Origin of the sequence: Knoellia remsis (genome assembly GCF_003002895.1) — a bacterium.
Taxonomy (GTDB): domain Bacteria; phylum Actinomycetota; class Actinomycetes; order Actinomycetales; family Dermatophilaceae; genus Knoellia; species Knoellia remsis.
In genome coordinates, this window is the sequence record NZ_PVTI01000001.1 from 21754 (window position 1) to 44689 (window position 22936).

Annotated in this window: 22 protein-coding genes; 13 read left to right on the forward strand and 9 right to left on the reverse strand. The window is 70.8% G+C overall.

All coding sequences use genetic code 11. The features are described from left to right. The 3 genes from BCF74_RS00100 (at position 1) to dapB (ending at position 2307) form a co-directional block, all read left to right on the forward strand. Entirely contained in the window at positions 1–321 is a 321-nt protein-coding gene (locus BCF74_RS00100; RefSeq protein WP_106295933.1) for a hypothetical protein, read from the forward strand. Positions 322–328: 7 nt separating this feature from the next. After that, complete coding sequence (locus BCF74_RS00105; protein WP_106295934.1) at positions 329–1045, forward strand: hypothetical protein; 717 nt, start codon at positions 329–331, stop codon at positions 1043–1045. 518 nt (positions 1046–1563) lie between these two features. Next, positions 1564–2307, forward strand: coding sequence for a 4-hydroxy-tetrahydrodipicolinate reductase (dapB, locus tag BCF74_RS00115; protein WP_106295936.1), 744 nt, complete (start codon positions 1564–1566; stop codon positions 2305–2307). A gap of 7 nt (positions 2308–2314) precedes the next feature. Here the strand turns inward: dapB and BCF74_RS00120 are convergent, their stop codons facing one another. The 4 genes from BCF74_RS00120 to BCF74_RS00135 are packed head-to-tail and all read right to left on the reverse strand — an operon-like array spanning position 2315 to position 4765. Then, positions 2315–2629 carry an AzlD domain-containing protein gene (locus BCF74_RS00120; protein ID WP_106295937.1) on the reverse strand — a complete coding sequence of 105 codons (315 nt, stop codon included), beginning with the start codon at positions 2627–2629 and terminating at the stop codon, positions 2315–2317. Continuing rightward, positions 2626–3426: an AzlC family ABC transporter permease gene (locus BCF74_RS00125; protein ID WP_106295938.1), complete on the reverse strand. Its 801-nt coding sequence runs from the start codon at positions 3424–3426 to the stop codon at positions 2626–2628. Before BCF74_RS00125 ends, BCF74_RS00120 begins: the two co-directional genes overlap by 4 nt. Beyond that, positions 3423–4040 carry a GNAT family N-acetyltransferase gene (locus BCF74_RS00130; RefSeq protein WP_106295939.1) on the reverse strand — a complete coding sequence of 206 codons (618 nt, stop codon included), beginning with the start codon at positions 4038–4040 and terminating at the stop codon, positions 3423–3425. The genes BCF74_RS00125 and BCF74_RS00130 overlap by 4 nt, the downstream gene beginning before the upstream one ends. Then, on the reverse strand, positions 4037–4765 hold the full coding sequence (locus BCF74_RS00135; RefSeq protein ID WP_106295940.1) for an enoyl-CoA hydratase-related protein: 729 nt from the start codon (positions 4763–4765) through the stop codon (positions 4037–4039). Before BCF74_RS00135 ends, BCF74_RS00130 begins: the two co-directional genes overlap by 4 nt. Positions 4766–4854: 89 nt before the next feature. Here BCF74_RS00135 and BCF74_RS00140 point away from each other — a divergent pair, with 89 nt between their 5' ends. Then, complete coding sequence (locus BCF74_RS00140; protein ID WP_245889124.1) at positions 4855–5691, forward strand: FAD-binding oxidoreductase; 837 nt, start codon at positions 4855–4857, stop codon at positions 5689–5691. Positions 5692–5763: 72 nt separating this feature from the next. Here the strand turns inward: BCF74_RS00140 and BCF74_RS00145 are convergent, their stop codons facing one another. Next, positions 5764–6252 carry a dihydrofolate reductase gene (locus BCF74_RS00145; RefSeq protein ID WP_106295942.1) on the reverse strand — a complete coding sequence of 163 codons (489 nt, stop codon included), beginning with the start codon at positions 6250–6252 and terminating at the stop codon, positions 5764–5766. Positions 6253–6340: 88 nt separating this feature from the next. Continuing rightward, positions 6341–7150: a thymidylate synthase gene (locus BCF74_RS00150; RefSeq protein WP_106295943.1), complete on the reverse strand. Its 810-nt coding sequence runs from the start codon at positions 7148–7150 to the stop codon at positions 6341–6343. Between the two features lie 120 nt (positions 7151–7270). On the opposite strand from BCF74_RS00150, the gene dapA reads away from it, so the two are divergent. From dapA to BCF74_RS00175, 5 genes are all read left to right on the forward strand, one after another. After that, a complete protein-coding gene (gene dapA, locus BCF74_RS00155) occupies positions 7271–8158 on the forward strand; it encodes a 4-hydroxy-tetrahydrodipicolinate synthase (RefSeq protein ID WP_106295944.1) in 888 nt (295 codons plus the stop codon). Next, positions 8155–9840 carry a ribonuclease J gene (locus BCF74_RS00160; protein WP_106295945.1) on the forward strand — a complete coding sequence of 562 codons (1686 nt, stop codon included), beginning with the start codon at positions 8155–8157 and terminating at the stop codon, positions 9838–9840. Before dapA ends, BCF74_RS00160 begins: the two co-directional genes overlap by 4 nt. Positions 9841–10492: 652 nt before the next feature. Continuing rightward, complete coding sequence (locus BCF74_RS00165; protein WP_146132839.1) at positions 10493–10978, forward strand: hypothetical protein; 486 nt, start codon at positions 10493–10495, stop codon at positions 10976–10978. 13 nt (positions 10979–10991) lie between these two features. Then, positions 10992–12665, forward strand: coding sequence for a MauE/DoxX family redox-associated membrane protein (locus tag BCF74_RS00170; RefSeq protein WP_106295947.1), 1674 nt, complete (start codon positions 10992–10994; stop codon positions 12663–12665). Positions 12666–12855: 190 nt separating this feature from the next. Further along, positions 12856–15657: an FtsK/SpoIIIE family DNA translocase gene (locus tag BCF74_RS00175; protein WP_106295948.1), complete on the forward strand. Its 2802-nt coding sequence runs from the start codon at positions 12856–12858 to the stop codon at positions 15655–15657. On the opposite strand, the gene BCF74_RS00180 is transcribed toward BCF74_RS00175, so the two are convergent. Next, on the reverse strand, positions 15641–16741 hold the full coding sequence (locus tag BCF74_RS00180; protein WP_106295949.1) for a MauE/DoxX family redox-associated membrane protein: 1101 nt from the start codon (positions 16739–16741) through the stop codon (positions 15641–15643). The two genes, BCF74_RS00175 and BCF74_RS00180, sit on opposite strands and share 17 nt — an antisense overlap. A 103-nt stretch (positions 16742–16844) precedes the next feature. On the opposite strand from BCF74_RS00180, the gene BCF74_RS00185 reads away from it, so the two are divergent. Further along, positions 16845–17555: a potassium channel family protein gene (locus tag BCF74_RS00185; protein WP_106295950.1), complete on the forward strand. Its 711-nt coding sequence runs from the start codon at positions 16845–16847 to the stop codon at positions 17553–17555. A gap of 16 nt (positions 17556–17571) precedes the next feature. Here BCF74_RS00185 and BCF74_RS00190 read toward each other — a convergent pair whose 3' ends face one another. Further along, positions 17572–18792 carry a dipeptidase gene (locus BCF74_RS00190; RefSeq protein ID WP_106295951.1) on the reverse strand — a complete coding sequence of 407 codons (1221 nt, stop codon included), beginning with the start codon at positions 18790–18792 and terminating at the stop codon, positions 17572–17574. 54 nt (positions 18793–18846) lie between these two features. Here BCF74_RS00190 and BCF74_RS00195 point away from each other — a divergent pair, with 54 nt between their 5' ends. The 3 genes from BCF74_RS00195 to BCF74_RS00205 all read left to right on the forward strand — a co-directional run bounded on the left by BCF74_RS00195 (position 18847) and on the right by BCF74_RS00205 (position 21902). Further along, the gene (locus BCF74_RS00195) at positions 18847–20307 is read left to right on the forward strand and encodes a MiaB/RimO family radical SAM methylthiotransferase (RefSeq protein ID WP_106295952.1); all 1461 of its coding nucleotides are present in this window, start codon (positions 18847–18849) and stop codon (positions 20305–20307) included. A gap of 7 nt (positions 20308–20314) precedes the next feature. Beyond that, complete coding sequence (locus BCF74_RS17915) at positions 20315–21454, forward strand: nicotinamide-nucleotide amidohydrolase family protein (protein WP_342747520.1); 1140 nt, start codon at positions 20315–20317, stop codon at positions 21452–21454. A 142-nt stretch (positions 21455–21596) separates the two neighbouring features. After that, positions 21597–21902, forward strand: a complete 306-nt coding sequence (locus tag BCF74_RS00205; RefSeq protein ID WP_106295953.1) for a helix-turn-helix domain-containing protein — start codon at positions 21597–21599, stop codon at positions 21900–21902. A gap of 117 nt (positions 21903–22019) precedes the next feature. On the opposite strand, the gene BCF74_RS00210 is transcribed toward BCF74_RS00205, so the two are convergent. After that, complete coding sequence (locus tag BCF74_RS00210; RefSeq protein WP_106295954.1) at positions 22020–22895, reverse strand: DNA-formamidopyrimidine glycosylase family protein; 876 nt, start codon at positions 22893–22895, stop codon at positions 22020–22022. Between the last annotated feature and the right edge of the window lie 41 nt (positions 22896–22936).

Below are 22936 nucleotides of genomic sequence, written 5' to 3' on the forward strand. Positions count from 1 at the left end.
GTGTCCTACGAAGCGGAACGGCAAGCGCTTCTCGATGCCGCAGAGACCTGGGCTGACGCCGAGAACGACATGACGAAGGCGAAGAACAACGCGGTCTCCATCGACGTGACCACAACCGACTCTTCGGTCGTGGCTGACCTGGCCGGGTTCAACAGCACCTACTCCGACATCCGGACCCGGGTCGCCGACCTCCTTGGCGAGGCTGCGTCGTCGATGAAACTCATCGACGACACCCTCAAGGGCATCGAAGAGCAGTACCGGCGCGACGATGAGGATGCGTTGGCCCGAATCGGGGGGCAGTGGTCCCCCACTAACCCGTGAGGACGTCATGACAGCACAAGAACTCATCGAGAAGCTGCGTGAGAAGTACAGGGAGCTTCAGGAGAAGATGGACGAGTGTCTGCGCAAGTTCAACGAGGCCGTGCGCAAAATTGCTCGGTGGTTCGGCTGGGCCGCTGAGAAGGCGGTTGAACTCTGGAACACGTACGTCGTTCCGCTCTGGCAAAAGTTCACGGACTGGTTCAGCAAGCATTGGAACGTGTTTGGTGCACCTTGGCTCATGTACTCCAATGCGACAAGCTGGAGGCAGGACGTGGGCGGTGTTGTGACGCCATGGGCAGGGACAGTGAGTCAGGAGACGTCTGATATCGACGCCTTCTGGAAGGGTGTCGCCTCGGATCGGTACGTGAGCCGGGCCAAGGATCAGGTCAACGCCCTTCGTGCGGTCGGTCCGATCGCCGAGAAGATCGCGGGTGCACTTGATGCCGTCGCGCTCGCGATCATCGTCTGGTGGGGCTCCATCGTGACGGCGGTCATCGCCTGCATCGGCGGGGCCTTGGTGGCGGCTGCGTCCACGGCAACTGGTCCCGGCGCCGTTGTGGGCATACCGCTGGGGGTGAAGGTCGCCATCGCGGGCATGATCGGTGCCCTTCTCGTTGGGACCGGAATCCTGCTCGGCACGTGCGCCGTCCAGAAGGGCAACCTCAACGGCGCACTCACGGACCTGTCCGCCTTTCCCGGTGGAAAGTGGCCGACTTTCGCATGACAGACGATCAGGGTCGAGGCACGCAACCGGGAATGGCGCGGCGTGCGCCGCTCATCGTCATCTGCGGTGCGGTTCTCCAAGGAGTCATCGCCGTGTTTCTGGGGGCGATGGTGGCCCAGACGAACGGCCCTCAGCGACTGGCCCTGCTCGTCGGCTTGAGTGCTGCCGTCCTCGCTGCCGTAGGCCTGCTTGTGTTACGGGGCAAACTTCGGGCTGGTGGGCGGGCCGTCAGTGGTGCCGTGGCTGCAGTGCTCACTCTCCCGCTCCTGGCGGCAGGTGCCGCCGCCGTTCTGGTGGCAGCAGGCGAAACCCCACTCTTGGCAGTACCGCTGGCGTTGTTCGCGGGCGCGCCGGCCGCAATTGTCGCGATGGTGGTCCCGCAGCTCCTGCGCGACCCGTCCTCCACGCCGCGGGCTCGCTAGTAATCGCTCACTCTGGGCGAGTGTGGGGGCGGCGCGGGCTGCGGTGATTGTCGGCGGGACGAGTGGCCCGCACCTGACGTGACTAGTGTTGCGGCCATGGGAACGAGGCGGGTTGCGGTGATCGGTGCGGCCGGACGCATGGGGTCGGAGGTGTGCCGGGCCGTCGAGGAGGCGGACGGGCTCGACCTCGTCGGGCGCTACGACGCCGGTGACGAGCTCGGCGACCTCGGTGGAGCAGACGTCGTCGTCGAGTTCTCCGTTCCCGACGCCTCGCCCGCCAACGTCGCGCACTGCGTCGACCGCGGCATCAACGTCGTCGTCGGCACGACCGGCTGGGACGAGGCCAGGCTCGCCGACCTGCGCACCCGCCTCGCCGACCACCCGGACGTCGGCGTCCTCATCGCCCCGAACTTCGCCATCGGCGCGGTCCTCATGATGGCCTTCGCCGCGAAGGCCGCCGAGTTCTACGAGTCCGTCGAGGTCATCGAGCTGCACCACCCCGACAAGGTCGACGCCCCCTCCGGCACGGCCGCCCGCACCGCCGCCCTCATCGCGCAGGCGCGCGAGCAGGCCGGCCTCGGAGACGTTCCCGACGCGACCACGTCGGACCCGGGCGGCGCGCGCGGAGGGCGCGCGGACGGCATACCCGTGCACTCGGTGCGCCTGCGCGGGCTCGTCGCCCACCAGGAGGTGCTCTTCGGGCAGACCGGCGAGATGCTGACGCTCCGGCACGACTCCTTCGACCGCGTCTCGTTCATGCCAGGCGTCATCACCGCAGTCCGTCAGGTCGCCGACCACCCCGGGCTCACCGTCGGACTCGAGAACTACCTCGGGATCTGAGCCCGGGTCAGCCCCAGCCGATCGCGCGCAGCCCGGCGGCCACGGCCGCCGCGGCGATGACGACGACGAGGAAGTTCGCGCGCACCAGGAGCAGCACGACCGCGACCGCCACCGCGGCGAGCCGCGCGTCCACGTGCAGCGACCCGCCGTCACCGCCGAACGTCTGGATCGCGACGAGTCCCGCGAGCAGCGCGACGGGCAGCAGCGCCAGCACCCGCCGACGCCGCGGACCTTCGACCCACGACTCGGGCACGACGTAGCCCGCGAGCTTCGTCGCGAAGGCCAGCGCCGACGACAGCAGCACGATCGTCCAGTCGCTCATCGCGCCACCTCCGCGCCGGGGTCGAGGTCGGGCTCGGGGTCGTCCTCGTCGGCGCGCTCGTGTCGTCCGCCGCCGGTGAGGCCGACGACGAGTGCGGCGAGCACCGTGAGGATGACGGGGACGCCGACCGGCAGCAGGGGAGAGGTGAGCAGCGCGATCGCGATGGCGAGCACCATGGTCGCGGCGGCGTCCCGGCTGCGCAGGCGCGGCCACAGCAGCGCTGTGAACGCGGCGGCTGCGGCGGCGTCGAGCCCCCAGCGAGTGGGGTCGCCGAGGGCGTTGCCGACGAACGCGCCGAGCAGCGTCATGAGGTTCCAGAACACGAAGACCGCGAGTCCCGTCGCCCAGAAGCCGAGCCGCCCGGCGCGGCGCAGGTCCTGACCGACGGCGACGGCGGTCGACTCGTCGATCGTCAGGTGCGCGGCAGCGAGCCGACGCCAACCGCGCACGTCGAGCAGGCGCGAGGTCTGCAGGGCGTAGAGGCCGTTGCGCACACCGAGCAGCGTCGAGGTCGCCACGGCCGCCGACCCGGTGCCGCCGGCGCCGAGGATGCCGACCACCGCGAACTGCGAGCCGCCGCTGAAGAGCAGCACCGACAGCAGCGACGTCTGCAGGATGCTCAGCCCCGACGACACCCCGAGCGCGCCGAAGCTGATGCCATAGGCACCGGTCGCGAGGCCCACTGAGAGCGACTGCCGCAGGACGGATCGCCTTGTCTCCGTGGGGAGTTCGTCGTATGCCGTCCCGTCGCCGGCCGTGCTCGGCTCGCCCGGGGCGGCCTCCCCGGCGTTGCTCATGGCGCCGTGTCGTCGCCGTCCGGCGGCGTCAGCGAGGCGACGAGCCGGACCTCCCGCAGGGTCTCGCCGTCGGGCGAGACGACCCGGTCGCGGAAGGCGCCGTCGGGGCCGAGCCCCGCCCCGACGAGGAACGCGCGCGTCGCCTCGTCGTCGGCGAGCACCCAGATCGCGACGTCCTCGGCCCCGGCGCCGCGCAAGTGGTCGATGCCGGCGTTGAGCAGCCGCGACCCGTGGCCGACGCGTCGGGCGCCCGGGTGCACGCCCATGGCCGTGACCTCGCCGCGTGCCGGCCCGGCGTCCGGGTCCTGGCTCGGTCCGATGGCGAGGAAACCGACGACCTGCTCTCCGGCACGGGCGACGAGGAGCCGGTGCACTCCGGCCGGCGGGTTCTCGAGGGACTGGCGCCACGCCTTGGCGAAGGCGGGCGCCTCGAAAGCCGACACGACCTCGTCCGGCACGCGGCCGGCATACGCCTGCGTCCACACGGCGGACTGGACGACCCCGACCGCCGGCGCGTCCGTCGGAACGGCGGTGCGGACGCTGGCGTCGGCGACCGGTCCGCGGTCGTCGCCGTGGTCGTGGCTGGGGGAGTGCGGGTGGGTGTGCTCGCTCATCGGCCCTCGAAGACCGGCGTCCGGCGCTCGCGGAACGCCGCGCGTCCCTCGGTGAGGTCGTCACTGGACCACGCGCGAGCGAACGCCGCCTCGTAGCGGGCGACCTCGGCGTGGTTGCCGCCGTGGGTGTCGAAGCCGAGCTTGGAGCCGGACTGGCTCAGCGGGGCGAGGTCGACGGCCGATGCCGCGAGGTCGAGCGCGTCGTCGAGGCCGCCGCGCACCTGGGCGAAGCCGAGCCGCCACGCGTCGTCGGCGGTGAGAACGGCACCGGTGAGGACCATGTGGCGGGCCGCGCCCTCACCCCAGAAACGGGCGACCCGTTCGAGGGTCCAGTGGTTGACCATGAGGCCCAGCTTGGCGACGGGGACGGCGAACTTCGCGGAGTCGGCGACGACACGCAGGTCACATCCGACGGCGAGTTGCATGCCGAGGCCCATGCACGAGCCCTCGATGGCGGCGACGGTCGTGATCGGTGCGCTCGACAGGCGCAGCAGCACCTCGGCCAGGCGGTCGGTGAAGGAGACGTCCTCGAGCTCGGTGAGGTCGGCGCCGGAGCAGAAGTGGCCGCCGGCGCCGGTGAGGACGAGGGCGCGGGACTGCTGGATGGCCTCGCTGACGGCGGCGTCGAGGTCCTCGAGTGCATCGTGGTTGAGCGCGTTGCGCCGCTCGGGGCGGTCGATGGTGATGACGCTGACGCGCTCGTGCTGCCGGGTGTGTATCGCCACCCACCGAGCCTAGGTCACCGGCATGCACGGCCGTGGTGCCGGGCGGGCGTGGTGTGGGGCACAGGACGTCGGAGTGTGAGACTGTGGGGGTGTCCCTGCTCCGTCGTCCTGCCAAGCCGCGCCCGACCTTCCGGCCGCTCGCGGTCGCCGAGGTGGATCCGGTGGCCGAGCACGCCGTCTCGATCGGCTTCGACGTGAGCGGTATGCCGGAGTTCCTCGACTACCGCGCGGGGCAGTACGTCACCCTGCGCGCACTCGTGGGTGGCGAGGACGTGCGCCAGTCGTACTCGATTTGGGTTCCGCCGAGCCGGGCCCGCCGTGAGGGAATCATCCGGGTGGCCGCCGCCGCGGTGCAGGGCGGGCGGATGTCGCCGTGGCTCGCCAACGAGGTCGAGGTCGGCGAGACGATGGGGGTGCTGCCGCCGATGGGGACGTTCACCCTCGACGAGGACGACCGGCCCCGCCACCACGTCGGGGTCGTCGGCGGGTCCGGCATCACGCCCGTGCTCGCGATCACGGCCGCGGCACTCGAGCAGAACCCCGAGTCGACGGTGACCCTCGTCGTCGCCAACCGGACGCGGGCGTCGACGGTGCTCGGGGCCGAGGTGGCGGCTCTCGCGGAGGCGTCCGGGGGGCGGCTGCACGTCGAGCACGTCCTGTCCCGCGAGTCCGTCGACGGAGTGCGGCACGGACGCATCGACCCGGCTGTGCTGACCGAGGTGGTCGAGGAGGTCCGGAACGAGCCCGGCGGCGTCGCGGGAGTCGACGACTGGTGGTTGTGCGGACCCGAGGGACTCATCGTCGACGTCGAGGACTGGCTCGGCACCCAAGGCGTCGCGCCCGAGCACATCCACCGGGAGCGGTTCACCTCCACCGGCCCCGTCGACCCCGTGGAACCCGCCCGCTCTCCCGCTTCCTCCGACTGATTGCGCACAGTTCGCACGGCTGCGTGCGAACTGTGCGCAATCAGTGGGGGGTGGGAGTGCCCGAACGGGCAATCAGTCGGGATTCGGGGTGGCGGCGGTGCGCTCGTAGGTGACCCAGGCAAAACCGTCCTGCTCCTCGCGGGCCGTCTCGTGCCACTGCGCCGGGTCGATGTCGGGGAAGGTCGCGTCGCCTTCGGGTGCCTGGTCGACCTCGGTGATGAGCAGCCGGTGCGCGAACGGCATCGCCTGCCGGTAGATCTCGCCCCCGCCGACGACGAAGACCTCCTCGCCCGGGCCGGCGAGGTCGAGCCCCTCCGCGAAGGAGTGCGCCGTCTCGACGTCGGCGTGGCGCCAGTCGGCCTGCCGCGTCACGACGATCGTGCGACGCCCCGGCAGGACCCGCCCGATCGACTCGAACGTCTTGCGTCCCATGACCATGGGGTGACCCATCGTCGTGCGCTTGAAGAACCGGAAGTCCTCCGGCAGGTGCCACGGCATGCCCCCCTCGGCACCGATGACGCCATTGCGGCCGACAGCTGCGATGAGGCTCACCCGGGTCATCCCCTCACCCTAGGAGGTCCCGCCCAGCTTGGTGACCGACCTCCACGGTGACCTCGTATGCCGGCCGCGCGCGGCCGGCATACGTCGCTCAGACCGCGATCGGGGCCTTGATCGCGGGGTGCGGGTCGTAGCCGACGAGCTCGAAGTCGCCGAGGTCGAACTCGTCGATGGCGCCCTTCGGGGCGATGCGCATCGTCGGCAGCGGACGCGGCTCGCGGGTGAGCTGGAGGCGCGCCTGCTCGAGGTGGTTGGAGTACAGGTGGGCGTCGCCGAGGGTGTGCACGAACTCGCCCGGCTCGAGGTCGGTGAGCTGGGCGACCATCATCGTGAGCAGCGCGTAGGAGGCGATGTTGAACGGCACGCCGAGGAAGACGTCGGCCGAGCGCTGGTAGAGCTGGCAGTGCAGTCGGGCCGGCCGGTCGCCCTCGGCCGGGCTGACATAGAACTGGAAGAGCGCGTGGCACGGGGGGAGTGCCATGTCGTCGACGTCGGCGACGTTCCACGCGCTGACGATGTGCCGGCGGCTGTCGGGGTTGGTGCGGATCGACTCGATGACCTTGGTGATCTGGTCGACGTTGCGGCCGTCGGGCGTGGGCCAGGAGCGCCACTGGTGCCCGTAGACCGGGCCGAGGTCGCCCGCCTCGTCGGCCCACTCGTCCCAGATGGTGATGCCGCGCTCCTGGAGCCAGCGCACGTTGGTGTCGCCGCGCAGGAACCACAGCAGCTCGCCGATGATCGACTTGAGGTGCAGCTTCTTGGTGGTGACGACGGGGAAGCCCTCGGCGAGGTCGAAGCGCATCTGGTGGCCGAAGACCGAGCGCGTGCCGGTGCCGGTGCGGTCGGACTTGTCGACACCCTCGTCGAGGATCCGGTCGAGGAGGTCGAGGTACTGGCGCATGGCCGCAAGAGTAGTTCCGGCCACCGACAGCGCCGGGACCGGCGCGCGGCCCCGCGCGGCCGGGACCGGCATACGCACGCGCGGCCGGGACCGGCATACGCACGCACTAGGCTGAAACCCATGACGACGAACCCCTTCGGCCGCCTCATCACGGCCATGGTTACCCCGATGCGCCCCGACGGATCGATCGACGAGGACGGGATTCGGGCGGTCGTCGAGCACCTCCTCGCGAGCGGTCACGACGGGATCGTCGTCAACGGCACGACCGGTGAGTCGGCCACCCTCAGCGACGACGAGAGCATCACGGCCGTGCGGATCGCCAAGGAGGTCGCCGGGGACCGGGCCGCGATCACCGCCGGGGTCGGCTCGAACGACACGGCCCACTCGGTGCACATGGCCGCCCGTGCCGCGGAGGCCGGCGCCGACGCGCTGCTCCTCGTCTCGCCGTACTACAACAAGCCGACGCAGGCCGGGCTGCTCGCGCACTGCCGGGCCGTCGCCGACTCCACCGAGCTGCCGATCATGCTCTACGACATCCCGGGCCGGACCGCCGTCGCGTTCGACACCGCGACCCTCATCGAGCTCGCCCAGCACCCGCGGATCCTGGCCGTCAAGGACGCCAAGGCCGACCTGTGGGCGTCGACGCACGTCATGGCCGCGACCGACCTGCTGTGGTTCAGCGGCGACGACGTGCTGTCGCTGGCTCACCTCGCGCAGGGTGCCGTCGGCGTCGTCTCCGTCGTCGGTCACGTCGCGGGCAGGGAGTATGCCGCGATGCTGGCTGCCGTGGACGCGGGTGACCTCGCGCAGGCGCGCGAGATCCACCAGCGGCTCATTCCCGCCGTCGACGCGATCATGACGACCTCGCAGGGGGCGATCATGTCCAAGGCGGCACTCGCGGAGCTGGGCGTCATCGAGTCGGCCTTCGTCCGGCTGCCGCTCGTGGAGTCACCGCCGGAGCACCTCGAGCTGCTCCGCAAGGGCCTTGCCGAGGCAGGTCTCGCGTGAGCCACCCGCACCCCGAGCTGTCCCTGCCCGGCCCGCTCAAGGAGGGCGGCGTTCGCGTCGTCGCCCTCGGTGGCCTCGGCGAGGTCGGCCGCAACATGGCCGTCGTCGAGCACCGCGGCCAGCTGCTCGTCATCGACTGCGGTGTGCTGTTCCCCGACGACCACCACCCGGGGATCGACCTCATCCTCCCGGACTTCTCCTACATCGAGGACCGGCTCGACGAGGTGCAGGCGATCATCCTCACCCACGGCCACGAGGACCACATCGGCGCCGTGCCCTACCTCCTGCGGCTCAAGCCGGACATCCCGCTCGTCGGCTCCCAGCTCACCTTGGCCCTCGTCGAGGCCAAGCTCAAGGAGCACCGGATCAAGCCCTACACCCTCGCGGTCAAGGAGGGCATGCGCGAGACGTTCGGGGTCTTCGACTGCGAGTTCGTCGCCGTGAACCACTCCATCCCGGACGCGCTCGCGGTCTTCGTGCGGACGTCGGGTGGGACGCTGCTGCACACCGGCGACTTCAAGATGGACCAGTTGCCGCTCGACGGGCGGCTCACCGACCTGCGCGCCTTCGCCCGGCTCGGGGAGGAGGGGGTCGATCTCTTCCTCACCGACTCGACCAACGCCGAGGTGCCGGGCTTCACGACACCCGAGAAGGACATCGCGCCGGCCATCGACAAGGTCTTCCGCGACGCCAAACGGCGGATCATCGTGGCCTGCTTCTCGTCGCACGTGCACCGCGTGCAACAGGTGCTCGACGCCGCGGAGAAGTCGGGCCGCAAGGTGGCGATGGTGGGTCGGTCGATGGTGCGCAACATGGGCATCGCCGCCGACCTGGGATATCTGCACGTGCCCGACGGGATCCTCGTCGACTTCAAGAAGCTCGGTGACCTGCCCGACGACAAGGTCGTCCTCATCTGCACCGGGTCGCAGGGCGAGCCCATGGCTGCGCTGTCGCGGATGGCCAACCGGGACCACCCCATCGAGGTGGGGGAGGGCGACACCGTCCTCATGGCGTCCTCGCTCATCCCCGGCAACGAGAACGCCGTCTACCGTGTCATCAACGGGCTCATGCGGCTCGGCGCCAACGTCGTGCACAAGGGCAACGCGCGCGTGCACGTGTCCGGTCACGCGAGCGCCGGCGAGCTGCTCTACTGCTACAACATCGTCAAGCCGCGCAACGTCATGCCGGTGCACGGCGAGTGGCGCCACCTGCGCGCGAACGCCGACCTCGCCCTGGAGACCGGCGTCCACCCCAAGGGCGTCGTCGTCGTCGAGGACGGCGTGGCCGTGGACCTCGTCGACGGCAAGGTCCGGGTGGCCGGAGCGGTGCCGTGCGGCTATGTCTACGTCGATGGCTCGTCCGTCGGCGCCGCCGACGAGGCGCTGCTCAAGGACCGCCAGATCCTGCGGGACGAGGGCTTCATCTCGGTGATCGTCGTCATGGACTCCTCGACGGGCAAGATCGTCGCGGGGCCGGAGATCACCGCGCGCGGGTTCGTCGAGGATGACGTCGTCTTCGATGACGTCATGCCGAAGCTGACCCAGGCCCTCGACGAGGCGACCGCGCAGGGCGTCACGGACACCTACCAGCTGGAGCAGGTCATGCGCCGTGCCGTGGGTGGCTGGGTCGGGCGCAAGATCCGCCGCCGGCCGATGATCATTCCGGTGGTCATCGAGGCCTGAGCGCCCGCGGTCGGTGCGGTGGGTGATCGGACGTGTCTGATCGGTAACCGGCTCGATCGAGCCGGGGGATCTGGTTACCCCGTAACAGGCAGCGGGAGATTGGTCCGACGATGCCCCTCCCTCGGGTGACGTGCCGAGAACCCTTGCAGCGCAACGTGATTGGGCCACGCCAAGAAGAACACTGTTCAACCCTTGTGAGCTCACTGTGCCGGGGAGTATCTATATGAACTAGTTCACTCCGATGCCCGGAGTGACCAGTTGCCAGCGTGCGAACCGTTCGCGAGGGGTCGGCTCATGAGCATCGACATCGACATCGACGACCTGGCCGACGCGATCGCGCCGGCGCAGGCGCCATCACGACGGGCGGTCGCCAAGGGGGGCGGCGTGGAGTCTGCCGGTGCTGGCCACCGCCATCGCGGCACCGGCCATGGCTGCGTCACCGATCTGTGCTGCATGCACAGGTGCCAGCGGGCCACCGCAGTGCATCTTGGCAGGCGTGCCCGGAGGGACGTGTCAGTGCCCGTCTGGCCTCGTCTGTGTCGGCACCGGCCCACTCGGCCTGTTCAATGTCTGTGTCGGTTCGAATGTGTTCACTTCAACGTGTGCGGGGAGCACCTGCTTCGGGGTGTGCCTGGATACCGGTGGCGCACTCGTGACGGCGATCAACGCTTTCACGACAGCGCTGTCAGCATTCGCGCGGTCCGTCCGCCTGTTGAGCATCGCTGGGATCGAGATCTGCGAGAACTCCGCCGGACTCCCCACCAACGTGTGCGTGTCGCCGTTCAACGACGGGCGGCTCGGCACCCTTTGTTCCTACTCGTCCTCATGTGGGAACACCTCTCTCATTGGCGTTCCACTGGGCGTGGTGACCACTGCCTACAACACCCTGATCTCCAGCCTGGCGGCTTTGGACGTGTTGGTCTCGCCTCGATGTGCGACGGGGTACGTCTGCAAGGACATCGCCAGTGTGGCGATCGGATATGCATCCGTGACCGGCGTGACCAGCTTCGGGTTCTCGATCGGGATCGGGTACTGCCAGTGCGACGACAACACCAAGACGTGTGGTCCCCGCGATACGACCCCGTTCGGGGCGGCGAGCAACATTCCCTACCCGGCATGCACCCCGGCAGCACCGTGAGCGCGCGCTGACAATGATCACGGCGCTGCACCTGGTCGCGACGCTCGTCGTGGCCGGACTGTTCCTCACCAGCGGTGTCCTCAAGCTGCGCGACCGTGCGGGTGCCCTGGCCGGGGTGCGAGGCTTCTCGTTCCTGCCCGAGCCGCTCGTCCCGGTCATCGCCCGGGTGCTGCCGTATGTCGAGATCGCGCTCGGTGTCCTGCTGCTCGTGACGTGGGGGAGCGCCTTCACCGGGGTGGCCGCTCTCGCACTCGCCCTCGCCATCGGCTTCGTCATCGTCGTGGGCCTGAGCCTGGCCCGTGGAGAACGACCGACATGCCACTGCTTCGGGGAGGTCTCGGCGGAGCCGATCAGCGAGCGCACTCTCCTGCGGAACGTTGCCATCGCGCTCTCCGCTGCGGCGGCACTGCTGCTCGACCGACCGTTCCCCGGAGTCGTGCCGTCGCTGGTGCGCTTGGGGGCCGCCGAGGTCGCGTTCGCCCTCACCGCAACGGTTCTCGTCGCGACGGCTGCCATCCTCTGGTCCCGCCTCGACGCGGCTCGACGATCCATCGTCACCCTCACGTCGGAGCGTGACGCGGCGCTGGCGCGACCCGCGGCTCGTCCGACACTCGACATCCCCGAAGCCGCCGTACTGGGACGTGACGGCGCCTACGTGCCCCTCGCCGACTTGGCCCGGGAGAAGGCACAACTCGTCATCGGTGTCTCCCCGACGTGCTCGGTGTGCAAAGAGCTCTCGCCGGCGTTCGCCGGCTGGCGGGCGGCCCTCGACAAGGAGGTGGGCGTCACGATCGTGTCGTGGGCTGACCTCGGGTCGAGCGTTGCGGCATACCCCGATGACGCCGACTTCCTCTATGCCGACCCCGACGGACGTGCCCTCGGCGCGCTCGGCATCGGCGGGACTCCGGGCGCAGTCGTGCTCGGCACCAATGGCAAGGTCGCTGCCGGCCCGGCCCTCGGTGGCGAGAGCATCATGGAGCTCATCACCGCAGTCATCCAGGCGATCGGCGTCAACATGATGACGGGCATGGCCCATCAGGCGAGGGAACCCAGGCCCATCGGGGGGAGCGACAGCGGGCAGGAGCACCTTCCGGACACCGGGAGCGACCTGCAGGACTTCCTCGTGCGGACAGAGACGGGGGAGCAGGTCCCGTTCATGGACGCGCTGGCCTCTGTCAGCACGGGTCCGGTTCCGGTCGTGGCGTGGCGTGACTCATGCCCCTACTGCTCCGAGATCGCCGCAGAGATGGTGCAGTTCTCCGAGCGCGGTGAGGTGGTCCTCCTCGTCAACGAGCCGATCAGCTCGGTCCGATCGCAGGGTCTCACCGGCCCGGCGTTCCAGACCGTCGACATCGACGCGTCTGGCATCCTCGGCCTGCCCGGCACCCCTGCGGGCTTCCCCGTCGAGGAGGCGCGGGTCGGGGCCGGTGGCGGCGTCGGCGGCGGCTCGGTGCTGCGCATGCTCGTCGAGCGTGCCCGGGCGAAGGGCACGCTCGTCGAGACCCCTGCCACGCGTCAGGTGGAGCAGCTCCAGCTCCAGGGCGGCGTCCCCGACCCCGAGGACCGTGAACTGCTCCCCGTCCGCTCGGCCAGTGCCCCCTCGGCGGCCCAGTCGACGGCACCCGTCCACGCCCACGCGGACCATGCGCACGGCCACGCCCACGCGGGCCACGCGCACGACCACTGAGCCGCGCCCACGGCATACGGCCCTCAGGGACCGCGGCCACCCCGGGACCTCACGCTCCACCCGAGAAGGCTTGTCCGGTGAAGCAGGGCGGTATCGGGTGACCCGATAACACTGAGGCGGGCGAGGTTGGTCAGGCGTGGTGCGCGTGTGCTCCGTGTGATGGGTGTGACTGTCGCGTAGCCTGCGGAGCATGGCGTCACGTTCGACCACACCTGCGCGCGCTCGCACGGCCTCCTCGCGGCCGGCGAACCGCCGCGCACCCGCTCGCACGACGAGCCGCACGAAGGCACCGGCCCGCAAGAAGAAGGCCGGCGCCCCCATGCCCGTCGCCGCCGTGCGCGGCGCGTGGATGGGCCTCGCGCACGTCACGGGCGGCACCGTCCGCAAGGTGAGCAACGCCGGCCAGGACCTCGAGCCCGAGCACCGTCGTGACGGCCTCGGCCTCGCGCTCATCGCCCTCGCCGTCGTCGTCGCCGCCCGCGAGTGGTGGGGCCTGCAGGGCTACGTCGGCGACGTCGTCCACGCCGTCGCCGCCGGCACCTTCGGCAGGGTCGCCTACGCACTCCCGATCGTCCTGCTCCTCTTCGGCCTGCACCTGTGGCGCACCCCGCGCGAGAACCCCGCGACGAACCGCATGCTCATCGGCACGGTCCTGCTCGCCTTCTCGGCGTGCGGCATCGTGCACGTCTCCGCGGGCATCCCCGAGCCTCCGGCCGGTGCCGACGGCATGCGCGCCGCCGGCGGCATCATCGGCTTCCTCGCCTCCAGCCCGCTCGAGGCCGCGGTGTCGATCTACGGCACGATCCCGCTGCTGATCCTGCTGGGCATGTTCGGCATCCTCGTCCTCACCGCCACCCCGGTCCACGAGATCCCCGACCGTCTCGACCAGCTGCGCGCGACGCTGCTGGGCCACCCGGCATACGACGAGGACGACGCGACCGACGACACCCAGGAGGTGCCGGTCCGCAAGCCGCGCCGCAAGCGCGCGCAGTCCAGCGACGAGCCGATGGACGGCGACGAGGCCTACGAGCAGGCCGCGGTCGTGGACTACGAGGACGCCGGCAAGCCCGGCAAGGGCAAGGCCGCCAAGGGCGGTCCGCGCCCGGGAGAAAAGCGCCCGACCGCGCCCGGCGTGCTCGCCCCCGGCGCGACCACCGGTGTCGCCGACGCCGCACCCAAGGCGACCGCACCCATCCCGCACGAGCCGGCCAAGCTCGAGGCGCCGCCGACGACACCGCTCCCGCAGCGGGTCGAGCAGCTCAGCCTCGCCGGCGACGTCACCTACACGCTCCCGGACAACTCCGCACTCAAGCAGGGCGCGCCGCACAAGGACCGCAGCGAGGCCAACGACCGCGTCGTCGAGTCGCTGACAACGGTCCTCGACGAGTTCGGCATCGATGCGCAGGTCACCGGCTTCACCCGCGGCCCGACGGTCACGCGCTACGTCGTCGAGCTCGGTCCCGGCGTCAAGGTCGAGCGCGTCACCGCGCTCTCCAAGAACATCGCGTATGCCGTTGCGTCGGCGGACGTGCGCATCCTCAGTCCCATCCCGGGCAAGTCCGCGATCGGTATCGAGATCCCGAACCCGGACAAGGAGATGGTCTGCCTCGGTGACGTCCTGCGCAGCCGGGCGGCCCGCGACAACCACCACCCGATGGTCATGGGCGTCGGCAAGGACGTCGAGGGCGGCTACGTCATCGCCAACCTCGCGAAGATGCCGCACCTGCTCGTCGCCGGTGCCACCGGCTCGGGCAAGTCGAGCTTCGTCAACTCGATGATCACCTCGATCCTCATGCGGGCCACGCCCGACGAGGTCCGCATGGTGCTCGTCGACCCCAAGCGCGTCGAGCTCACGGCGTACGAGGGCATCCCGCACCTCATCACGCCGATCATCACCAACCCCAAGAAGGCCGCCGAGGCCCTCCAGTGGGTGGTGCGCGAGATGGACGCCCGCTACGACGACCTCGCCGCGTTCGGCTACAAGCACGTCGACGACTTCAACAAGGCGGTCCGCGCCGGCAAGGTCCAGCCGCTGCCCGGGTCGGAGCGGGTCATCCAGCCCTACCCCTACCTCCTCGTCGTCGTCGACGAGCTCGCCGACCTCATGATGGTCGCCCCGCGCGACGTCGAGGAGTCGATCGTCCGCATCACCCAGCTCGCGCGTGCGGCCGGCATCCACCTCATCCTCGCGACGCAGCGGCCGTCGGTCGACGTCGTCACCGGACTCATCAAGGCCAACGTGCCCTCACGCATGGCGTTCGCGACCTCCTCGCTCGCCGACAGCCGCGTCGTGCTCGACCAGCCCGGTGCCGAGAAGCTGCTCGGCCAGGGTGACGGGCTCTTCCTGCCGATGGGTGCGAGCAAGCCGATGCGCGTCCAGGGCGCGTGGGTCACCGAGACCGAGATCCAGGAGATCGTCGGCCACGTCACCGGCCAGCTCAAGCCGACCTACCGCGAGGACGTCACCGTCGCCGCGGCGAAGAAGCAGATCGACGACGACATCGGCGACGACCTCGACCTGCTGCTGCAGGCGACCGAGCTCGTCGTCACGACGCAGTTCGGCTCGACGTCGATGCTCCAGCGCAAGCTGCGCGTCGGCTTCGCCAAGGCCGGGCGCCTCATGGACCTCCTCGAGTCGCGCGGTGTCGTCGGCCCGTCCGAGGGCTCGAAGGCGCGCGACGTGCTCGTCCGCCCCGATGACCTGCCGACGACCCTCGCACTGCTGCGCGGTGAGGACGTGCCCGACGCCGAGCCGGTCTACGACGACCAGGCCGAGACGGAGTCCACCCACGCCGAGGTGGGCGAACAGCCCTCTGCGGCAACGGCATACGACGCGGTTCCGGAGCCTGCCCAGCCCGCTGCGCCGCCTGCGACGGACCGCTACGGCAGCGACGCGGTTGCGGCCGACCTCGACTCCCGCCCCCAGGCCGACGCCTGGGACGAGGACGAGGACGACAGCGAGGACGCCTGGGAGCTCACCGGGCGTCGGTGACGCCCGCCTGCTCGCTCTCCACGACGGTGCCGGTTCCTTCGGGGCCGGCGCCGTCGTCGTTGTCCGGTATGCCGCCGCGCAGCTGCTCCTCGATCTCACCGATGAAGCTCCTCACCTCGTCCTCACCGGCCACGGGGCCGCCAGCGAGGAGCTGGTCGGCGCCGAGGAGGACGGCGCTCGGTGAGGCGGTGAGGTCGAACGCCTGCCACGCGAGGGCAGCGTGGTCGAGGAGGGTTCCCGACGGCGGGTCGCCCACGAACTCCTCCTTGATCGGGACCGAGAAGACCAGCCGGACGTCGAGCGCTTCCAGCCGCTGCTGCCACCCGGGCTGGGCGGCCATGGCGTCCCTGGTCGAGGCGCAATAGCAGTTGACGAAGACGAGCAGCTGGGCGCGCTCCCGGGCCAGCTCGGCAAGGGTCGCCGGGCCGGACGCGGGGTCGAAGAGCACCGCGGAGGGGAACGGCGTTCGGACGTAGTCGAGCTCCGCACCGTCCACGTCGCTGCCGTCCGGGGCGTCCATGGGCTCCTGCTGCTGCCGCGCGGTGCGGCGCGGGAGCGCGATGCCCTGCCCACCGGCCACGATCCACGTCACGAGTGCGGTGAGGGTGGCCAGGGCGAGCCACAGCACGTCACCGGGTGCGGCACCGGCGAGCACGGACCAGACGGTCCGTCCCGACTGGGCCAGGGCGACGGTGGCGACGGCCGCCGCGACGAGGAGCGTGTTGCGCAACAGCGTGCGCGGGCGGATCCGGTGGTCACCGGCCTGACCGAAGCAGCCGCACGACGGCCGCGGCGTGATCGTCAACCCGCGGGCGATGAGCAGCCAGTAGACGACCATGAGCCCGAGTGTGGCCACGGCGGCGACGAGCACCAAGGGCCACCAAGGGAGGAGCAGGCCGAGCGCGAGCGCGAGCTCGATCGCCGGGATGGCCCGAGCCAGCCGAGCGGGAAGGATCCGGGCCGGGAGACGGAGGTTCGCGATGACCGACTGCAGCGAGGCGCCCTTGCCGACCTTGGCCGCGGCGCTGAGGAGGAGCACGGCGACGAGGACGAGGGGGGCGAGAACCCACGCGGCCTGCTGCATGGGCACATGCTAGGCCGCGGTCGACGTCGTCAGGACGCGGTCGACGTCACCCCGGCCCGACGGGCTCACCCATGCGTGAACGCGCCTAGAGTTGTCCGCTGTGATGGACACAACCCCTTGGGACGACCTGCGCGAGCGGCCCACGCGCGCTCAGCGTTGGCGAGCGGTGCTCCGCAAGCAGCCATCGGCCTTCCTGCTCGCCGTCCAGCTGCTCGTCGTCCTGCTGTTGCCGTGGCTCCAGGGACTCACCTACGGCAGGGTCGCACTCACGGTGCTCAGCCTGTGTGCCCTCACCGTTGCCGTCTTCACCGTCCGCAGCACGCCGGCGCTGACGTGGTTGTCCATCCTGCTCGGCCTCCCCGCGGGGATCCTCGAGATCTGGGCGGCCATCGACCCGGGCAACTCGCTCGTCGTCCCGCTCGCGCACACGGCGCTCGCGATCTTCTACTTCTACACGGCATACGGCCTCGTGTCCTACATGTTCGAGGACGCCTGGGTGACCAAGGACGAGCTCTTCGCCGTGGGGGCCGCGTTCACGGTGCTGCTCTTCGCGTACGCGTACGTCTTCCTCGCGATCCAGGAGGTGTGGCCGGGGTCGTTCATCGGCTACAACGAGGCGCCGAAGAAGCAGTTCCTCGAGCTGCTCTACTTCTCCGGCGCGAACCTCACGAGTGTCGGCCTGTCCGACGTCGTGCCGGTGCTGCCGCAGGCCCGCTCGGTGTCGATCATCGAGCAGCTCAGCGGAGTCATGTACGTCGCCATGGTGATCTCGCGCCTCGTCGCGCTCACCGTCATGCGCAACACCCAGCGCTGACGCTGCGCGCGCGGGCTCAGGCGCTGCCGGTGTCGCCGGTGTCGGCGGTGCCGGCGACCGCCCCGTCGAGCTCCTCGATGGTGGCCAGGCTCGGCCCGCGCCACGCGGAGAGGTCACGGGCGACGTCCTCGATGCCGCCGAGGACGCGCAGTGCATTGGACCAGGTGAGCCTGCCGAGGTCGTCGTCGGACCAGCCGCGCTCCGCGAGCGTCTCGAGCAACCGCGGATAGCCGGCCACGTCCTCGAGCCCGTCCGGCAGCAGCGTCACGCCGTCGTAGTCGCCGCCGAGCCCGATGTGGTCGATGCCGGCGACCTCACGGACGTGCTCGACGTGCGCCACGACGTCGTCGATGGTCGCGGCCGGTTCGGGGTGGTCCTCCCGGTAGGTGGCGAGGAAGTCGCGGTTCGCCGTGTAGTCGGCGGAGTCGATACCTTCGGCAGCGGCGGCGTCGGCCGCCTCGAGGTCCCACTCGCGCACCGTGGGGGAGATGAACTTCGGGACGAAGGTGACCATGCACAGGCCACCGTTCGCGGGGAGCTGCGCCAGCACGTCGTCGGGAACGTTGCGTGGGTGGTCGCACACGGCGCGCGCGGAGCTGTGCGAGAACATCACCGGCGCGCTGGTCGCGTCGAGGGCGTCGCGCATGGTGTCGGCCGAGACGTGGGACAGGTCGGCGGCCATGCCGATCCGGTTCATCTCGCGCACGACCTCGCGGCCGAAGGGGGACAGGCCGCCGAGGGCCGGCTCGTCCGTGGCGGAGTCGGCCCAGGGGACGTTGTCGTTGTGGGTCAGCGTGAGGTAGCGCACGCCCAGCGCGTACAGCATGCGCAGGGTGCCGAGCGAGCTGTCGATGCTGTGCCCACCTTCGGCGCCCATGAGCGAGGCGATGCGGCCGGTCTCCCGGGCCGCGAGGACCTCGGCGACGGACGTCGCAAGGGCGAGCTGGCCGGCATACCGGTGCGTCATGACGTGCACGAAGTCGACCTGCTCGAGGGTCGCGGTGACGGCGGCCTCGCCGGCGAGCTTGGCGTCGACATAGACCGACCAGAACTGGGCGCCCACGCCACCGGCGCGCAGGCGGGGGATGTCGGTGTGGGTGCTCGCGACGGCGGCGGCGATGTCGAGCCGGTCGAGGTCGTAGCGGACCTGCTCACGAGCCGCCCACGGCAGGTCGTTGTGGCCGTCCCAGACGGGGTGGGTGGCAAGGAGGTCGGTGATGCGGCTCGGTGTCGTCATGGCCCCAACGTATGCGGCACGGCGCCACCTTCGAGGCCAACTAGAGTGGACGGCATGGCTGAACCCGCGACGACCTCCCGCTCGGTCGCGGTCGTGACCCTCGGCTGCACCCGCAACGACGTCGACTCCGAGGAACTCGCCGGGCGGCTCGCGGCCGGTGGCTGGACCCTCGTCGAGGACGCCGCCGAGGCCGATGTCGCCGTCGTCAACACGTGCGGCTTCGTGGAGCAGGCCAAGAAGGACTCCATCGACAGCCTGCTCGAGGCCAGCTCGCTCAAGGAGACGGGACGCACGCAGAAGGTCGTCGCCGTCGGCTGCCTCGCCGAGCGCTACGGTCAGACGCTGGCCGACGAGCTGCCGGAGGCGGACGCGGTGCTCGGGTTCGACTCGTACGCCGACATGTCGACCCACCTGCGCACCATCCTCGACGGCGGTACCGTCGCGAGCCACACGCCCGGGGACCGGCGCAAGCTGCTCCCGTTGTCCCCCGTGACCCGCCAGGACGCCGCGGCCTCCGTCGCGCTGCCCGGCCACGGCGCGTCCACCGAGTCCGGGGGCGCGCCTCGCCGGCGACTCGACTCGGGCCCGTGGGCGCCGCTGAAAATCGCGAGCGGCTGCGACCGGCGTTGTGCGTTCTGTGCCATCCCGATGTTCCGCGGGTCCTTCGTGTCGCGCCGTCCCACGGATGTGATCGACGAGGCTCGCTGGCTGGCCTCGCAGGGGGTGCGCGAGCTCTTCCTCGTCAGTGAGAACTCGACGTCCTACGGCAAGGACCTCGGCGATCTGGCGCTGCTCGACGCCATGCTGCCCGAGCTCGGGGGGATCGACGGAATCGAGCGAGTCCGGGTGTCCTACCTCCAGCCGGCGGAGGTCCGCCCCGGGCTGCTCGACGCCATGGTCGCGGTGCCCGAGGTCATGCCGTGGTTCGACTTCTCCTTCCAGCATGCGTCGGCACCGCTGCTTCGGCGGATGCGCCGCTTCGGAGGCACCGAGTCCTTCCTCGGGCTCATCGATGACGCGCGCACGCGCGCGCCCCTGGCCGGCATACGCAGCAACGTCATCGTGGGTTTCCCGGGGGAGACCGAGGCCGACGTCGACGAGCTCGCCGAGTTCCTGACCGCGGCGCGGCTCGACGTCGTGGGCGTCTTCGGCTACTCCGACGAGGACGGCACCGAGGGCGAGCAGCTCAACGACAAGGTCCCCGACGACGCCATCGCGGAGCGGGTGGCCCGGATCACCGACCTCGTCGAGGAGCTGACGGCCCAGCGCGCCGAGGACCGTCTCGGCGAGACCGTCCGCGTCCTCGTCGAGGAGGTCGGCGGGTACCCGGACGGCGACCGCAACGACCCCGCCGACGGTGCGCGGACGGCATACGTCGTCGGTCGTGCCGAGCACCAGGGCCCCGATGTCGACGGCACCACCCGCGTCGTGGGGGTGCGGGCAGCCGTCGGCGACACGGTGCTGGCGGTCGTGTCGGGCGGCGAAGGCGTCGACCTCGTCGCGGACCCGGTGTGAGGGCTCCGTGACTCCTGCGACGCTCGGTGACGCGGCTCGTCCGGTCAGCTCGTGGAACCTCGCGAACGCCCTGACGGTCCTGCGCATCCTGCTCGTCCCGGTCTATGGCGCGCTGCTCCTCTCCGCCGGGTCGACGGATGCGCGACTGCGCTGGTGGGCGGCGGGCATCTTCGCCGCCGCGACCTTCACCGACCGCGTCGACGGCGACCTGGCGCGCAAACGCGGTCTGGTCACCGACTTCGGCAAGATCGCCGACCCCATCGCCGACAAGCTGCTCATGAGCATGGCCTTCATCGGGCTCTCGGTCATCGGTGACGTGTGGTGGTGGGTCACGCTCGTCGTGCTGCTGCGCGAGTGGGGGATCACCGTGCTGCGCCTCTTCGTCATCCGGCACGGCGTCATGCCGGCCGGTCGCGGCGGCAAGGTCAAGACCGCCGTGCAGAGCCTCGGGCTCTTCCTCTTCAGCATGCCGCTGTGGTCGCTGCCGGAACCCGACGTGTGGCGCTGGTGCGCCGCAGTCGTGCTCGCGGTCGCCGTCGTCATCACGGTCGTGACCGGCCTGGACATCGCGGCCAAGGCGCTGCGTCTGCGGCAGACGAGCGAGCGCGCCATGATGAAGCGGGCGAGCCGGCTGGCGCAGGAGCGCGTCGGCACGAAGGCGGCGTCCCCACGCGCGCTCGTGGACACCCTCGTGTCCCGCGGGCTCACCGTCGCCACGGCCGAGTCGCTCACCGGTGGTCTCGTCGCGGCCGCACTCACGGAGATCCCCGGCTCGTCGGCGACGATGCGTGGCTCGATCGTGGCCTACGGGACGGACGTCAAGGCCGACCAGCTCGGAGTCGACCCCACCCTGCTCGAGACCGGTGGTCCCGTCCAGGCCGACGTCGCCGAGCAGATGGCGCTCGGGGTGTGCCGGGAGCTCGGGTCCGACGTCGGCATCTCGACGACCGGCGTCGCCGGCCCGGGGCCGCAGGACGGTGTGCCCGCCGGAACCGTCTTCGTCGCCGTGGCGTATGCCGGGAGCGCTCGCTCCCAGCGCCTTGAGCTCTCGGGGAGTCGCGAGACCGTGCGGGCGGCTTCGGTCGTCGCCGCGCTCGACCTCGCCAAGGCGCGACTCATGGAAGAGGACGGGCCCGTCCAGGGTTGACCAGAGCGATGCCCTCGACACGCCGCCGCACTGTCCGCGCCGGGCTGTCGGGCGTGTCGCGTGGTCCGCGATGTAGCGTGGACTCCACGACCAGAGACCTTCGCTGCGAAGGTCGCCGGACCGACGCCGATGGGAGGCGCGCATGATTCTCTTCCGACAGGAGCTCGGTGAGGTGCTGCGCGAGCGGCGCCGGGCCCAGGACCGCACCCTGCGGGACGTCGCCGCCGCGGCATCGGTGTCGCTCGGCTATCTCAGTGAGATGGAGCGCGGGGTCAAGGAGGCGTCCTCCGAGCTGCTGGCCGCCGTCTGCGAGGCGCTCGACGTGCCCATGTCCGTCGTCCTCGACGACGTCAGCCGCCGGATCGCCGTCGTCGAGTCGCTCAGCGCCCCGGTCACCCTGCCCGTCGGCGCCGGCCGCGAGCCGGTCGTCTCTGCCTCGGCTGCCTGACCGTCGCTGTCGCGCTGTCGGGAGCTGCCGACAGCGGGAATCCCCCGGTCGTGGCTCACGTCGGCTGAGTCTCAAGGTTGCCCGGGAGCGGCTGCCGAGCCCGAGGGGTCACGCTCGTCAGGCGCGACGGTAGGGGCTGCTCCGGCCGCGGCTCGAGCCGAGTGGTCGCTGGGGTCGTCCGTCGTCGGTGGGGGCGATCCCGCCCTGACAGGTGGGGCAGGAGAACATCGTGCGCTCACGCCCGGGCGGTCCGATCATCGCCACCCGCACGGTGTCCCCGCAGCGGCGGCACGGTCGACCGGATCGGGCATGGACGAAGGTCTCCTCGCCCTTGCGCCGGCTCCCGGTGCTCGTCTGGATGGGGTGTGCCCGCGCCGCGACGAGCAGGGCGTGGGCGCGCGCGACGAGCGCGTCGACCGCGGCCGGGTCGAGGTCGGCTGCCGGCGCCCAGGGATGGAGCCGCTCGAGGAACAGCGACTCCGAAGCCCAGAGCGTCCCGACACCGGCGAGGTTGCGCTGGTCGAGCAGGGCCGCGCCGATCGTCGTGTCGCTCGCGCACAGGTTGGCGACAGCGGTCGTGGCGTCCCAGTCGGGGCCGAGCACGTCGGGGCCGAGGTGCCCGACGAGGTCGGCCTCTCCCGCGGTCGGGACCACGTCGAGGGTGCCGAGCCGAAGCCCGAGCGCGGTCCACGTGGTGGTGCCGAGGGCGGCGCGCAGGTCCGCTCGCCGCAGCCAGCCCCGGGCGTCAGCGGTGGCCTCGACGCGCCACTGGCCCTCCATCTTGAGGTGGGAGTGGACGGTGACGGCGCGGCCCTCGTGGTCGATGCGGTGCAAAAGGTGCTTGCCTCGGCTGATGACCTCGAGGGTCGTGCCACCGCGCAGGTCGATGGTCGCGACCGAAGGGAACCGCAGGTCGCTCGTCACGAGCGGTTCACCGGCGAGGGCCCTGTGCAGGCGCTGAGCGGTGCGCCAGACGGTGTCACCCTCGGGCATCGGACGTCCTTCCGTCGAGGACAGGGCAACGTGTCCCCGGG